Source organism: Agrobacterium sp. LMR679 (assembly GCF_027157905.1).
Classification (GTDB): Bacteria; Pseudomonadota; Alphaproteobacteria; order Rhizobiales; family Rhizobiaceae; genus Agrobacterium; species Agrobacterium leguminum.
This window is the reverse complement of the sequence record NZ_JAPVOJ010000002.1, coordinates 2,120,406-2,134,038: the sequence shown is the minus strand read 5'-3', so window position 1 is coordinate 2,134,038 and position 13,633 is coordinate 2,120,406. Positions and strand designations below refer to the sequence as shown.

Below are 13,633 nucleotides of genomic sequence, written 5' to 3'. Positions count from 1 at the left end.
TACCCGATCTGGCGGCAAAACGTTATTCTTTTACGGCATCGTCGACCACGCCGACGAGGTTGAGAACGAAATCGACAATTTCGTTTTCCCCGAAGGGCTTGCCGAGCAATGGCGCGTGCATGAGATCATCCGGAAAACCCGTCGTGTCGCCATAACCGCTGACGAAACCGAAGGGAATGCCCGCATCGCGCAGCCCGCGCGCGAAATCGTAACTCTTGCCATCGGTCAGGCTGACATCGAGAAGCACGCAATCGGCGCCGCCCTCTTCGACGGCCTGCCTCGCCTGCGCAAGCGTGGTGGCGATGGCAACGGATTCCACCCCCATGGACTGGAGAACCGCTTCGACATCGAGCGCCACCAGATATTCATCCTCAACGATGATAACCCGTTGTGGCACCATATGTTTTCTTCTTCCTAAAAAAATAGGACCGCACGGCTCGAAGCTGCGGTCTCCGACACGATTCTCCCGTGAGATATCACGACAGGAGTCGCAAATTACGGCTCCACCGTCATTTAAAAAAGACATGTCAAAGGAAGATCAGATGAAGGGTCTTTGCCGCTTTTCATCGCTTTCCCAACCCGCCAGGTTGCTCAAGCCGGCATCGTCCAGCACCAGACAGCCCTTGTCCGTCCAGCGGATGAGACCGCGATCGACCAGCTTTCTCAAGGTCTTGTTGGTGTGAACGATGGAAAGGCCGAGTGTGTCGGCCACATGCTGCTGGGTGACCGGGATCGGCGTTTCCCCCTTATGAGGTTGACCGCCTTTGCCTTGCTGTAGAGGAAAACTATCAGATAGGCAGCGCGCTCCAGCGCCGTGCGCCGCCCGATGCTGAGGAGGTGGCTGTCGAGCATGCGTTCCTCGCTCGCCGCGATCCACGTCAGGTCATAGGCAAGCGTCGGATGATCCGTGAAGAGGTTGTTGAGGCGGGAGCGCTCGAAAACGCACAGCGTTACCGGCGACAGCGCCTCCACCGAATGCTGCATTTCCCCCATCACCGTGCCCTGAAGACCGACGAGATCGCCGGGCATGACATAGTTGAGGATTTGCCGCCGGCCGTCCTCGAGCGTCTTGTAGCGGAAAGCCCAGCCCTGCAAAACGGTGTAAAGATGGGCGCTGTGCGAGCCTTCCATCAGGATGACGGAGCCGCTTTCCACCGCAAGTTCCCCGGTTTTGAAACGCGAGACGAAATCCAGCTCGGAAGAGGAAAAATCCCGGAAATGCGGCAGGTCGCGCAGGGGACATTGCTGGCACGGGGTGGTGGAAATTCCGTTCGGTTTTTTTGGCGACATGAATATCCGTCATCGAAAAAGGTTGCGCCCAATTGTTTTGGAACAACCCGCCCGGACCTATTCGGTTCCCGATGGTGGGTGAAGATATTCAGTTCGTTCCAGGATTGCGTCGCGCCCCGCCTCGAACACACAAAAGCGAAGGGCTTGGGCAATCTCGACGTTCGCGTTGGTTCGCGACATTTCCCGCCCGTCATTCCGGCCTTGAGCCGGAATCCAGTCGACGCGCGTCGGCGCGGCGAGAGACCCTCTTTTCAGCCCAAGGACTTGGGCTGGCTGGATTCCGGCTCAAGGCCGGATGACGGAAGCGGGTGTGGTTTCGCGCCGCGCATATCGCGCCTGCGCGTTACCCCCGCGGGAACTCCAGTCCCATTTCACGGAAGCGCTCGGGGTCGTCGCCCCAGTTCTCGCGCACCTTGACGAACAGGAAGAGATGCACCGGCTGTTCGAGGATTTCCGACAGCTCCTTGCGCGAGGCGGTGGAGATGGCCTTGATCGCATCGCCGTTCTTGCCGAGCGCGATCTTCTTCTGGCTGTCGCGCTCGACATAGATCACCTGCTCGATGCGCACGGAGCCGTCCTTGCGTTCTTCCCACTTTTCGGTCTCGACATGCGAGGCGTAGGGAAGCTCCTGGTGCAGGCGCAGGAACAGTTTTTCGCGGGTGATTTCGGCGGCGAGCTGGCGCATCGGCAGATCGGAAATCTGGTCTTCCGGATAATACCACGGGCCTTCCGGCAGTTCGGCGGCCAGATAGTTCATCAGGTCCTCGCAACCCGAACCGTTGGTCGCCGAGATCATGAAGGTGCGGTCGAAGGCGACCGTCTCATTGGCGGCGGCGGCAAGCTTCAGCAGGTCTTCGCGCTTCACCTGGTCGATCTTGTTGAGGCAGAGGATTTTCTTCTGCGGGACATCCTTCAGACCTTCGAGGATGGTCTCCGCATCGCCTTTCAGGCCGCGTTCGCTGTCGATCAGCAGCAGGATGAGATCGGCATCCTTCGCGCCGCCCCAGGCGGAGGTGACCATGGCGCGGTCCAGCCGGCGGCGCGGCTTGAAGATGCCGGGCGTGTCCATGAAAACGATCTGGGCGTTGTCGTGAATGGCGATGCCGCGCATCACGGCGCGCGTCGTCTGCACCTTGTGGCTGACGATCGAAACCTTGGCGCCCACCAGCCGGTTCACCAGCGTCGACTTGCCGGCATTTGTGGGGCCGATGAGGGCCACAAAGCCGGAGCGGGTCGGAAGGGCTGCATCTTCGCCAGTCATGGCGGGGTTTTCGTGATCGGTCATGATATCCATTCAAGGTCAGAGGTATTCAACATGCGGCCAAAGGGTCCGCCATGCGCTCGATGTTCAGCACCCGGTTCGCCGGGCGCTCAGTTCCGGGTGGAGGTCTTCTGCCAGACGCCTTCGCGTTCCAGCAATCTTGTTGCCGCCACCTGTTCGGCCGCGCGCTTGGAGCGCTCGACGCCGGTTTCCGGCTTTACGCCGGGAATTTCGACAGTCACCGTAAAGCGGGGATCGTGATCCGGTCCGGAGCGATCGTCAACCCGGTAAGAGGGCGTCACCGCAAATCTGGCATGCGCCCATTCCTGCAACTCGGTCTTGGCGTCGCGTCGCCCGGCATCCACGCTGGTTGCGCGGCCCTGCCAATATTTCAGAATGAATTTGCGCGAGGCCTCCAGCCCGCCATCCAGATAGATGGTGGCGATCAGGCTTTCGACGACATCGGCGCGCACGTTCAGCATCGCCTTGCCGGTCAGCTTCTTCACATCCGAGCCGGTGCGGATGAAATTATGCAGGCCCATCTCGTCGCCGATCGCGGCGCAGGATTCGGCGCTGACGAGCTGGTTCAGACGAACCGAAAGCTCGCCTTCGGTGGCATTGCGGAAGGTGGAGAACAGCAATTCGGCGACACAGAGGCCGAGAACACGGTCCCCTAAAAATTCCAGCCGTTCGTAATTGCCGGCGGCGGCGGAGCGCGCGCTGGCATGGGTCAAGGCCCGGTCCAGCCGGGCCTTTTCCTTGAATTCATATCCGATCAACGCTTCCAGACGCGAAATCTCGTCCGCCGAAAGCGGCTTGGTCTTGCTCATTCCACAACCTTGAAGAGGCGGTCCCAACGCATGTTGGCCGGCCATTCCCAAATGCGGCTGAACGGCGTGTCATTGCCGAGCGAGAAGAAGATGACGCTGGCGCGGCCGATCAGGTTTTCTTCCGGCACGAAACCGACATCGAAACGGCTGTCGAGCGAATTGTCGCGATTGTCGCCCATCATGAAATAGTGGCCTTCCGGCACCACGAATTCGCGGGTGTTGTCGCCGCGCGAGTCGGGCGACTGGTCGAGCGTGTCATAGGTGACGCCGTTATCCAGCGTCTCACGGAAGACCGGCACATTGGCGCCCGGATCGGCGCGGTAATCGGAGGTGAAGGTGCCATCGGGCTGCTTCGGCACCGGCTGGCCGTTGATGAACAGCACGCCGTTCGTCACCTGGATACGGTCGCCCGGCAGGCCGACGAGACGCTTGATGTAATCCACTTCAGGATTGGGCGGCAGGCGGAAGACCACGACATCGCCGCGCTTGGGCTTGCTGAATTCCAGAATACGGCCCGAAAACAGGTTCGGCGAGAAAGGCAGCGAATATTTCGAATAGCCGTAGGAGAACTTGTTGACGAAAAGATAGTCGCCAACCAGAAGCGTCGGCATCATCGAGCCGGACGGGATCGTGAAGGGCTGAAACAGCACGGTGCGGATGACCATGGCCAGCAGCAGCGCCTGAATGATGACCTTGACGTTCTCCCAGAGGGCGTTCTGCTTCTTTTCAGCTTTTTCCGACACTTAAAGACCTGCCTGATTGTTTCCCGGCTTCTTCGGCTTCACGAAGGCTTCCGGGCCGTTGTTTGTCGCGCCTGCGGCGGGTGAAGCGGTTTCACGCAGCCGGCAACGCTTTCATATTTCTGCGACTTCTCTAGAACCTTTCCAGCCCGAAGGGAAGCGCTTCTGTGACACGTCCGTAAATAGGACGCCAATGCGGCTTCACCGGGTCTTACCCGTTCACGGGAAGCGCCTCGATAATCACGAATGCCTGAGCGTAAGGAAAATCGTCCGTGATCGTCAGGTGAATATTGGCGCGGTGGCCGGCGGGCAGCAGCGCCGCCAGCCTTTCCCCTGCCCCATTGGTCAACACCATGGTGGGCTTGCCGCCCGGCAGATTGACGACGCCCATATCCTTCCAGAAAACGCCGTTCGCAAGGCCGGTCCCCAGCGCCTTGGAACAGGCTTCCTTAGCGGCGAAACGCTTGGCATAGGAGGCCGCGCGGTTCTTGCGGCCATCGGATTTGGCGCGCTCGATATCGGTGAAACAGCGATGGGTGAAGCGCTCGCCGAAACGTTCGATCGATTTTTCAACGCGGCGGATGTCGATCAGGTCGCTACCCAATCCAATGATCATTTCAGCATCTCCTCGATCAAAACGATTTCAGGTCGCATAGACCTGAAATCGTTTTGATCTCGTTACATAGTTGGAGCGGGATTTCAGGCGAAAACCGCTCACACTTTTCGCCATCCCGCTCTAGAGAAGCATTCTTGTTGGCGGCGCGGTGCGCGAGATTTTCCATCTTGCGGCGCTGGAAACCGCTGATGAGACCATAAACGGCGATATAGGCGATGACCGCGCTGATAACGGCAGGAAGCAGCGCGCCGATGGTCATGGGTTCCAGCACCGGCGTCCATATCTGCCGGAACTCGAGATGGCTGAACAGCGCCACGAAATCCACATGCGCAGCGCTTTCCGTCTTCTGCCGGCCGAGGATGAAGTGCCCCAGCTCCCAGGTGGAAGCCCAGATGAAGGGAAATGTCAGCGGATTGGCGAAGGTGGTGCCGAGCGCCGCCGCCACGAGATTGACGCGCATGAGAAAACCGAGCGCCATGGCGATGATGATATGTACGCCGAGAAACGGCGTCCACGCCACGCCGACACCGAGAGCGACACCGGCGGCAACCGAATGCGGAGAGGCGGAAAGCCGCAGAAGGCGCAGCTTCATATAGCGCAACGAACGGGAAAAACCCGTGCGCGGCCAGAAGAGGTCGCGAATCTTCTCTGAAAAACCAACGGGTTCACGGCGGCGAAACGGCATGGGGGTAGTCTATTTCATCCCCCGGCCACGCCAAGAGCATCATAGATGACGCAGGGATTTCTTTTGCAGGTGTATTCTCCGCTTCCGTCATTCCGGCCTTGAGCCGGAATCCAGCCGACGTGCGTCTGCGCGGCGAGAAGACTCTTTCCAGCCCAAGGACTTGGGCTGCCTGGATGCCGGATCAAGTCCGGCATGACGGACGCGGGATGTCACGAATACAGTGAATAGCGAGCCTTCGATATCAGTCCCAGTTTAGTGTCGTCTATTGCGACAGGGGACTGAACCGGGATTTTTTGCGGCGTATTGGTCAACCAGTTTGGGACAACCGCTTGAAGCGCGCATTCACATAGTTTTGCAGGATACAGGGGCGAGCGCGCCAACAACGGCCGCGCACCCTCCGAATCTCATACGCATGGCGACGGGCTGCCATGCGCTGTGTGCATTACCGGCGGAACAGGCCGCGGTCGATTTCGCGCTGGCGGAATTCCAGGTCGACATTCGATACGGAAGCGCTGAGATATTCGAATTCGCGTTCCTGGGTGGTCTTGCCACGAACGGCACGGGCGATCTTGCGAAGCGGAGTAAACATGATTTTCGGTCCTTTCGGTTTGGAACTGGCGTTTCTCATCGGTGTTCATCCACCGGCACGCCGCGTTTCCTTCTCTTCAATTTCTGAGAAGAAAATAGTCGCAAACCGCCTCCACCACCAGAGACAGGAAAAGGCCGCTGCCATGCACAAAACGCATAACAGCGGCCTTTTAGTATTTGCAAAGGATCAAAAATGCCTCAATCGAAGGCACGCGTCACGGTCGAGACGCAATCGAGATCCTTGAGCTGCGACAGAAGCTGGTTCAGCTGCCTGAGATCCCAGACTTCGACATCCAGCGCCAGCTCGGAGAAATCCGTGCCGATGCGGACCATGTTGAGGCCGCGAATATTGACGTCCAGCGTTGCAATCGACTGCGCCACCGAGGCGAGCGTGCCCGGCTCGTTCAGCGCATTGATCATCACCCGCGCCATGAAGCGAGACTTGTTGGCCTCATCGAGATCCCAGCGGACATCGATCCAGCGCTCCGGCTCGTCGTCGAAGCGTTGCAGCGCCGGCGCCTGAATGGGATAGATGGTGATGCCCTTGCCTTTTTCCATGATGCCGACGATGCGGTCACCCGGAACGGCGCCGGCGGCACCGAAATGCACGTCGACATTGCCGGAAAGGCCACGGATGGGCAGCGGGTCCGGTCCATCCAGCATTTCGGCCGCGCCATCGTCCTCAAGCACCGAACGCGACTTGCCGGGGATCTTGAAGACCATGCCGGAGGCGCTGCGCATGTTGAACCAGCCATCGTCGCCGGTCATCTTCACCGTGACGCGCTCATCCTGATAGTCCGGATAGACCGCCCGCAGTACATCGAGCGAAGAGACCTCACCGCGACCGACGGCGGCGATGGCGTCTTCGACATCCTTCTGCGCCAGGCGATGCAGCACGGGCTTCAGGGCTTCCCTCGAGAAGGCCTTGCCGGCGCGCTCGAAGGTGCGCTCGAGAATACGGTAACCGAGGCCGGAATATTGCTTGCGAATGGCCATGCGGGTGGCGCGGCGAATGGCCGAACGGGCTTTGCCCGTCACCACTACCTCTTCCCATGCGGCAGGCGGCACCTGCACGCCGGAGCGGATGATCTCCACCTCGTCGCCATTGTTGAGACGGGTGACGAGCGGCATGATCCGGCCGTTGATCTTCGCGCCAACCGTGGTGTCACCGATATTGGTGTGCACCGCATAGGCGAAATCGATGGGCGTCGCGCCGCGCGGAAGCGCAATCAGCTTGCCCTTGGGCGTGAAGCAGAACACCTGATCCTGGAAGAGTTCGAGCTTGGTGTGCTCGAGGAATTCTTCCGGGCTGTCGCCTTCGGCCAGCGATTCGATGGTGTGGCGCAGCCAGGAATAGGCATTCGATTCCGGCGAGAGCAGATCGCCCTCCCCGTTTTCACCATCCTTGTAAAGCGCATGGGCGGCGATGCCGAATTCAGCGATCTCATGCATGCGCTTGGTGCGGATCTGCAGCTCGATACGCTGGCGCGACGGGCCGACGATGGTGGTGTGGATGGAGCGATAATCGTTCTGCTTCGGGGTGGAGATGTAATCCTTGAAGCGGCCCGGCACCACGCGCCAGCGGGTGTGCACGATGCCCAGCGCCCGGTAGCAGGAGGGAATGTCGTCCACCAGAATGCGGAAACCGTAAACATCGGAAAGCTGCTCGAAGGAGAGCGACTTCGACTGCATCTTGCGGAACACCGAATAGGGCTTCTTCTGACGCCCTTTGACGTTGGCCCCGATGAGGCCGTTCGCCACGAGAAGCTCGCGCAACTCGTCCTCGATCTTCTTGATCAGCCCTTCATTGCGCGTTTCCAGCTCCTGAAGGCGGTTGGTCACCGTCTCGTAGGCTTCCGGGTTGAGATAGCGGAAGGACAAGTCCTCCAGCTCGTCGCGCATATCCTGCATGCCCATGCGGCCGGCGAGCGGCGCATAGATTTCCATCGTCTCCTCGGAAATGCGGCTGCGCTTGTCGGCCGGCATATATTCCATGGTGCGCATATTGTGCAGGCGGTCGGCGAGCTTGACCAGGAGAACACGCACGTCATCGGAAATGGCAAGCAGCAGCTTGCGCAGGTTTTCGGCCTGCTTGGCCTTGCGGGTGACGAGATCGAGTTTCTTAAGCTTGGTCAGCCCTTCCACCAGCCGGCCGATGTCTTCACCGAAGAGCTCGTCGATTTCGGCGCGGGTGGCCGTGGTGTCCTCGATCGTATCGTGCAGCAACGCCACCGCGATGGTCGATTCGTCGAGATGCATTTCGGTGAGGATCGCGGCAACTTCGAGCGGATGCGAAATATAGGGGTCGCCATTGGCCCGCTTCTGCTGGCCGTGTTTCTGCATGGCGTAAACATAGGCCTTGTTCAGCAGGGCCTCATTCGCATCCGGTTTATATTTTTGAACCCGCTCGACGAGTTCGTATTGCCGCATCATGCGATATTCCACAAAAAGAAAGCGCGCCAACCTGAGGGTCGGCGCACAATGCTGCATCAATAGGGATCAGATTATGACGGCAACTATTGACAGACGGTAACCGCCGCCTGCCAAAGGCATCATAAAATCCTATCAATAGTCGTCATTTTTTTCCGGCGGCACAAGGCCTTCGATGCCGGCCAGCAGTTCTTCTTCCGACATCTGGTCGAAAGTAACGGTTTCCGGCTGGTCGTCTTCCTCGCTGTCGGCAGCGGCAGCGGCGAGCGTGACCGGATCGGGCTCGGGCTCGTCCACTTCCACATGCTTCTGCAGCGAATGGATCAGGTCTTCCTTCAGGTCGTCAGGCGACAGCGTCTCGTCGGCGATTTCGCGCAGCGCCACAACCGGGTTCTTGTCGTTGTCGCGGTCAACCGTGATGGAGGAGCCTTGAGAAATCTGGCGCGCACGGTGGCTGGCGAGAAGCACCAGCTCGAAACGGTTGTCTACTTTATCAATGCAATCTTCAACTGTGACGCGGGCCATTGCCTGTCCTTTGCGGGTCGTAATGTCGTGGATCAGAGCGCCGTGCGATGTTCGGGGTGCACAAGGGTTGCTCTAACCTATTGAATCTGCGCTTCGTGCCTTGCGAAAAACATTCAAGATTTCTCGCGACGATGCTTTCCAGCTTCCGATACAGCCATTGGCCGCGGAATTCAAGTTTTTCCTGTCTTTGGCGTCTTTTGGCACCTTATTGCCCACCTTTGGCGTCTGATGAACAAAATGTCTAGAAGAATTGTCTTGGAATAAGGGGGAAGGTAGCTTACTTAAAACGCAACGGCGATACGCAAAGCTCGTTGATACGACATGTTTTTTTGCGTTATCGACCGGATATAAAAGCCAGATAATGGCCTTTCCAAAAAAAGGAATGGGATGGAATGTTCGATCCACGGGAGAAAATTGCGCTCTTCATAGACGGAGCCAATCTTTATGCAGCATCGAAAAGCCTGGGATTCGATATCGACTACCGCAAGCTCCTGAAGGCGTTTCAAAAGCGTGGATATCTGCTGCGCGCCTATTATTACACCGCGCTCATCGAAGATCAGGAATATTCCTCGATCCGCCCGCTGATCGACTGGCTGGATTATAACGGCTACAAGGTCGTGACGAAGCCGGCGAAGGAATTCACCGACGCTCTCGGCCGCCGCAAGATCAAGGGCAACATGGATATCGAACTGGCAGTCGATGCCATGGAACAGTCCGAGACGGTCGATCATCTGGTGCTCTTCTCCGGCGATGGCGATTTCACCACGCTGGTGGACGCGCTGCAGCGCAAGGGCCGCAAGGTTTCCGTGGTTTCCACCATGGCCACGCAGCCCGCCATGATCGCCGATGACCTGCGTCGCCAGGCCGATCACTTCATCGATCTGATGACGCTGAAGGCCGAGATAGGGCGCGACCCGAACGAGCGCCCTGCCCGGCACGCCGAAAGCCCGGAAACGATCTGATCCCGGCTTTCGCATGGCCGATATTTCAGAAACGCGCCCGTCGCAAAGACGGGCGCGTTTTTGTTTGACACCCTGCCGGCAGGGCAAAAATTCCCCTTTGAATTAACAACCGTCAAATCCGACCAGTCGAAATTATATCTTGGTTAATTTTAGACGTGTCTAAATCACGCAACGGCACCAGCGACGTGATTTGGGTGTCAAAGCAGGATGACTAGACATGCATGGCCAGACAAAAACCGACCGACAGCTCGATGAAAGACTGAATTTTCTGGGGTTCGGCCACGAGCAGCGGCAAAATCTTTCAGACATGAAGGGCGTCATCACCGGCTCTCTCGATGCATCTCTGGATCGTTTTTACGCGAAGGTTCGCTCAGTGCCGGAGACGGCGAAATTTTTCGCCAACGACGCGCATATGCAGCACGCCAAGGGCATGCAGCTCAAACACTGGGCAAGGATCGCTTCCGGCACATTCAATGCGGATTATACCGATGCCGTAACCGCCATCGGCCGCACCCATGCGAGACTGGGGCTGGAGCCGAGATGGTACATCGGCGGTTATGCCCTGATGCTCGACGGCATCGTCAAGGCCTTGGTCGAGTCCGAATTGAAGGGCTTTTTCATGGAAAAGAAGGCCAAGAAGGTGAAGGACGCCTTGTCGGCCACCATCAAGGCCGCCCTTCTCGACATGGATTATTCGATTTCCGTCTATCTCGACGTGCTGGCCGCCGAGCGGCAGAAGGTGGAAGCCGAGCAGGCGCAGATGAAGAAGGAGCAGGAGCACGTTCTCGCACTGCTCAACAGCGCCCTCGACAGGCTGGCGAATGGCGACCTCACCTCCAGCATCGGCGAAAAGACCGCACCGCAATTCGAAGGGCTTGTCGCCAATTTCAACGCTGCGGTCGGCAATCTCTCCGGCGCATTTGCGCAGATCGTCGAAGAAGCGAACAAGATTTCCGGCAATACGCGCGAGCTGACTTCCGCGACCGACGATATGGCCCGCCGGACGGAGCAGCAGGCCGCCGCCCTTGAGGAAACCGCCGCCGCCGTCGAGGAAATCACCACCATTTCCAAATTGTCGGCACAGCGTTCCGAAGAGGCGAAGGCTATTGTCGAAAGCTCGGCCGTTGAAGCCGCGCGCTCGCGCGATGTGGTGACGGAAGCGGTGAAAGCAATGGGGGCCATCGAGGACTCATCGCAGAAGATCACCCAGATCATCTCCGTCATCGACGAGATTTCGTTCCAGACCAATCTTCTGGCGCTGAATGCCGGTGTGGAAGCCGCGCGCGCCGGCGAGGCCGGCAAGGGTTTCGCCGTCGTCGCCCAGGAAGTGCGTGAACTCGCACAGCGCTCCGCCACCGCCGCGAAGGAAATCAAGACGCTGATCGCCAAGTCTTCCGAAGACGTGATGCAGGGTGTTTCACTGGTCAACAAGACGGGCGAATCCTTGAATACGATCGGCAACAAGGTGGATCACATCCAGGAACATATCGCCTCGCTGACCAAGGCGGCGCAGGAACAGTCCGTCGGCATTCAGGAAATCAATGCCGCCATCAACAGCATGGACAACCTGACCCAGAAGAATGCGGCCATGGTGGAAGAGACGAATGCGGCGACGCATAATCTGAGCGATGTCAGCGCCAATCTCGCCGCGCTTGTCAGCCGGTTCAGCGTTTCGACGACGAAGGCGCATGTGGAGCGGACGTACCGGGCGGCGTGACGGGAGCAGCGGGCAGCAACACACTCCCGTCATCCCGGCCTTGAGCCGGGATCCCGCCAGCCCAAGTACCTGGGCTGAAAGGACTCTTTCCACGGCGCAGACGCGCCATGGCTGGATGTTGGATCAAGTCCGGCATGACGGAAGACAAGTGGCGAAAGGCCGCCACCCTCTACACCGCTAAATTTCCTGCCGCTCAGGCATTGCCACCCTTCAGCAACCGCGATTTCTGCCGGTTCCAGTCGCGCTCCTTCTCCGTCTCGCGCTTGTCGTGCAGTTTCTTGCCCTTGGCGAGCGCCAGTTCCAGCTTCGCACGGCCCCTGTCATTGAAATAGATCTTCAAGGGCACCAGCGTCATGCCTTCACGGTTGATGCCGGCGCGCAGACGGTTGATCTCGCGCTTGCTCAAAAGCAGCTTGCGGCGACGGCGCGGCTCGTGGTTGAAGCGGTTGGCCTGCAGATATTCCGGCAGGTGGGAATTGATGAGCCAGATTTCATCGCCCTCGTCCGATGCGTAGGATTCGGCGATATTCGCCTTGCCTTCGCGCAGCGACTTGACCTCGGTGCCAGTCAGCACGAGCCCTGCCTCATAGGTGTCGATGATTTCGTAGTTGAAGCGAGCCTTGCGGTTTTCCGCAACGATCTTGTTCACCACGCGCTGGCTGCCTTTGGGGGCCATGATATTTCAATCCCTTGTTTTTCTTATTGCGCCTTCGGCTTACCGCCGAGAGCGGTTTTCGAACCCCTATTTAATGTTGTCGCCGCGAAAAGAAAAGGCGCGCCGAACGGCTTCTGTTGCGAAGCGGTTCATGGCGCGCCTTAAACGCTTTCGGACCTGTCTCAGTTCATCAGGCCGGCGTGCTTCAGCGCCGCATCGATGGCCGCCTCCGTTGCCGGTTCCAGCGTACTCATCAAGGGCGAACGGACCCGGCGATTGCCGCCGCGCGTCTTCGACAGCGCATATTTGGTGCCGCAGACGCCGGGCTCCATGAAGATCGCCTTGTGCAGCGGCATCAGGCGATCCTGATAATCCAGCGCCTTGGCATAATCGCCGGCGAGCATCGCCGCCTGGAACTCCGAACAGAGGCGCGGCGCGACATTGGCGGTGACGGAAATGCAGCCGACGCCACCATGGGCGTTGAAACCGAGCGCCGTGCCATCCTCACCCGAAAGCTGGATGAAATCCTTGCCGCAGGAGATGCGCTGTTCGGAAACGCGGTCGATCTTGCCGGTCGCATCCTTGACGCCGACGATGTTCCTGTGCGCCTTGACCAGCGCGCCCATGGTTTCGGGCGACATATCCACCACCGAGCGCGGCGGGATATTGTAGATGACGATAGGCAGCTTCACCGCTTCGGCGACAGCGGAAAAATGCGCGAACAGGCCCTTCTGGGTCGGCTTGTTGTAATAGGGAGTGACAACCAAGAGCGCATCCGCGCCGGCTTCCTGCGCGTGCAGCGCAAGCTCGATCGCCTCATCGGTATTGTTGGAGCCAGCGCCCGCAATGACCGGAACCCGTTTCGCCGCTACCTCGATGCACAGCTCGACGACACGTTTGTGCTCGTCGTGGGAGAGGGTTGGAGATTCCCCCGTCGTGCCCACGGGCACAAGTCCGTTGCTGCCTTCGGCGATCTGCCATTCCACATGGGCGGCAAATGCCTGTTCGTCCACGGCGCCATTGTCCGTGAACGGGGTAATGAGGGCGGGAATTGATCCCTTGAACATGCAAAGCTCCTGGCGCCGAGCCGGTTCATGCTTCGGCCGCATTCGATGGTTAAAACCGGCACACATTAGTGCCAGCCCTTGGCGCCGACAAGCGCAAAGGAAGCCTATTTTGTCCGAAATTGTCGGAAGTGTGACAGTCTCCGGGCCGTGATCGGCGAGCAGAAAAAGCAGGCGCCGAAAAGAAACGTGGCTCGCGGGCCGGTGAATAAAAGTTGATTGAATTGCAGGGCGGCGATTAACATTTCATTAAGCCTGAAATCCCAAGAT

At 58.8% G+C, this 13,633-nt stretch carries 13 protein-coding genes and 1 pseudogene; 2 read left to right on the top strand and 12 right to left on the bottom strand.

What is annotated here, in order from left to right; translation table 11 throughout:
• Nucleotides 1-22 precede the first annotated feature (22 nt).
• The 10 genes and pseudogenes from O3W47_RS21085 to rpoZ all read right to left on the bottom strand — a co-directional run bounded on the left by O3W47_RS21085 (nucleotide 23) and on the right by rpoZ (nucleotide 8,965).
• A complete protein-coding gene (locus O3W47_RS21085; protein WP_080817320.1) occupies nucleotides 23-400 on the bottom strand; it encodes a response regulator in 378 nt (125 codons plus the stop codon).
• Between the two features lie 138 nt (nucleotides 401-538).
• Nucleotides 539-1,290 (bottom strand): annotated as a pseudogene (locus O3W47_RS21080) (Crp/Fnr family transcriptional regulator).
• 343 nt (nucleotides 1,291-1,633) lie between these two features.
• Complete coding sequence (gene era, locus O3W47_RS21075) at nucleotides 1,634-2,584, bottom strand: GTPase Era (RefSeq protein ID WP_162936692.1); 951 nt, start codon at nucleotides 2,582-2,584, stop codon at nucleotides 1,634-1,636.
• A 77-nt stretch (nucleotides 2,585-2,661) separates the two neighbouring features.
• The gene (rnc, locus tag O3W47_RS21070; RefSeq protein ID WP_078054122.1) at nucleotides 2,662-3,381 is read right to left on the bottom strand and encodes a ribonuclease III; all 720 of its coding nucleotides are present in this window, start codon (nucleotides 3,379-3,381) and stop codon (nucleotides 2,662-2,664) included.
• The gene (gene lepB / locus O3W47_RS21065; RefSeq protein WP_003496938.1) at nucleotides 3,378-4,124 is read right to left on the bottom strand and encodes a signal peptidase I; all 747 of its coding nucleotides are present in this window, start codon (nucleotides 4,122-4,124) and stop codon (nucleotides 3,378-3,380) included. Before lepB ends, rnc begins: the two co-directional genes overlap by 4 nt.
• 208 nt (nucleotides 4,125-4,332) lie before the next feature.
• Nucleotides 4,333-4,737, bottom strand: a complete 405-nt coding sequence (gene acpS / locus O3W47_RS21060) for a holo-ACP synthase (protein WP_003521129.1) — start codon at nucleotides 4,735-4,737, stop codon at nucleotides 4,333-4,335.
• Between the two features lie 16 nt (nucleotides 4,738-4,753).
• Nucleotides 4,754-5,422 (bottom strand): DUF2062 domain-containing protein, encoded by a 669-nt coding sequence (locus tag O3W47_RS21055; protein WP_269314536.1) that lies wholly within the window; start codon nucleotides 5,420-5,422, stop codon nucleotides 4,754-4,756.
• Nucleotides 5,423-5,864: 442 nt separating this feature from the next.
• Nucleotides 5,865-6,011 (bottom strand): DUF3563 domain-containing protein, encoded by a 147-nt coding sequence (locus tag O3W47_RS21050; RefSeq protein WP_162180472.1) that lies wholly within the window; start codon nucleotides 6,009-6,011, stop codon nucleotides 5,865-5,867.
• Nucleotides 6,012-6,208: 197 nt separating this feature from the next.
• Nucleotides 6,209-8,443 carry a RelA/SpoT family protein gene (locus O3W47_RS21045; protein WP_003521127.1) on the bottom strand — a complete coding sequence of 745 codons (2,235 nt, stop codon included), beginning with the start codon at nucleotides 8,441-8,443 and terminating at the stop codon, nucleotides 6,209-6,211.
• Nucleotides 8,444-8,575: 132 nt separating this feature from the next.
• Nucleotides 8,576-8,965 (bottom strand): DNA-directed RNA polymerase subunit omega, encoded by a 390-nt coding sequence (gene rpoZ / locus O3W47_RS21040; protein ID WP_003521126.1) that lies wholly within the window; start codon nucleotides 8,963-8,965, stop codon nucleotides 8,576-8,578.
• A gap of 392 nt (nucleotides 8,966-9,357) precedes the next feature.
• Here rpoZ and O3W47_RS21035 point away from each other — a divergent pair, with 392 nt between their 5' ends.
• Nucleotides 9,358-9,927, top strand: coding sequence for a LabA-like NYN domain-containing protein (locus O3W47_RS21035; RefSeq protein WP_003521125.1), 570 nt, complete (start codon nucleotides 9,358-9,360; stop codon nucleotides 9,925-9,927).
• A 217-nt stretch (nucleotides 9,928-10,144) separates the two neighbouring features.
• Nucleotides 10,145-11,644 carry a globin-coupled sensor protein gene (locus tag O3W47_RS21030; RefSeq protein WP_269314535.1) on the top strand — a complete coding sequence of 500 codons (1,500 nt, stop codon included), beginning with the start codon at nucleotides 10,145-10,147 and terminating at the stop codon, nucleotides 11,642-11,644.
• Nucleotides 11,645-11,837: 193 nt separating this feature from the next.
• Here the strand turns inward: O3W47_RS21030 and smpB are convergent, their stop codons facing one another.
• Both smpB and dapA read right to left on the bottom strand, forming a co-directional pair.
• A complete protein-coding gene (gene smpB, locus O3W47_RS21025; RefSeq protein ID WP_003524122.1) occupies nucleotides 11,838-12,320 on the bottom strand; it encodes an SsrA-binding protein SmpB in 483 nt (160 codons plus the stop codon).
• Nucleotides 12,321-12,481: 161 nt separating this feature from the next.
• Nucleotides 12,482-13,366, bottom strand: a complete 885-nt coding sequence (gene dapA, locus O3W47_RS21020) for a 4-hydroxy-tetrahydrodipicolinate synthase (protein WP_003524121.1) — start codon at nucleotides 13,364-13,366, stop codon at nucleotides 12,482-12,484.
• Between the last annotated feature and the right edge of the window lie 267 nt (nucleotides 13,367-13,633).

What these genes read in the sequence shown, in the direction of transcription:
- O3W47_RS21085 (WP_080817320.1), bottom strand. Translation starts at nt 400, where the DNA reads ATGGTGCCACAACGGGTTATCATCGTTGAGGATGAATATCTGGTGGCG.
- era (WP_162936692.1), bottom strand. Translation starts at nt 2,584, where the DNA reads ATGGATATCATGACCGATCACGAAAACCCCGCCATGACTGGCGAAGAT.
- rnc (WP_078054122.1), bottom strand. Translation starts at nt 3,381, where the DNA reads ATGAGCAAGACCAAGCCGCTTTCGGCGGACGAGATTTCGCGTCTGGAA.
- acpS (WP_003521129.1), bottom strand. Translation starts at nt 4,737, where the DNA reads ATGATCATTGGATTGGGTAGCGACCTGATCGACATCCGCCGCGTTGAA.
- O3W47_RS21055 (WP_269314536.1), bottom strand. Translation starts at nt 5,422, where the DNA reads ATGCCGTTTCGCCGCCGTGAACCCGTTGGTTTTTCAGAGAAGATTCGC.
- O3W47_RS21050 (WP_162180472.1), bottom strand. Translation starts at nt 6,011, where the DNA reads ATGTTTACTCCGCTTCGCAAGATCGCCCGTGCCGTTCGTGGCAAGACC.
- O3W47_RS21045 (WP_003521127.1), bottom strand. Translation starts at nt 8,443, where the DNA reads ATGATGCGGCAATACGAACTCGTCGAGCGGGTTCAAAAATATAAACCG.
- rpoZ (WP_003521126.1), bottom strand. Translation starts at nt 8,965, where the DNA reads ATGGCCCGCGTCACAGTTGAAGATTGCATTGATAAAGTAGACAACCGT.
- O3W47_RS21035 (WP_003521125.1), top strand. Translation starts at nt 9,358, where the DNA reads ATGTTCGATCCACGGGAGAAAATTGCGCTCTTCATAGACGGAGCCAAT.
- O3W47_RS21030 (WP_269314535.1), top strand. Translation starts at nt 10,145, where the DNA reads ATGCATGGCCAGACAAAAACCGACCGACAGCTCGATGAAAGACTGAAT.
- smpB (WP_003524122.1), bottom strand. Translation starts at nt 12,320, where the DNA reads ATGGCCCCCAAAGGCAGCCAGCGCGTGGTGAACAAGATCGTTGCGGAA.
- dapA (WP_003524121.1), bottom strand. Translation starts at nt 13,366, where the DNA reads ATGTTCAAGGGATCAATTCCCGCCCTCATTACCCCGTTCACGGACAAT.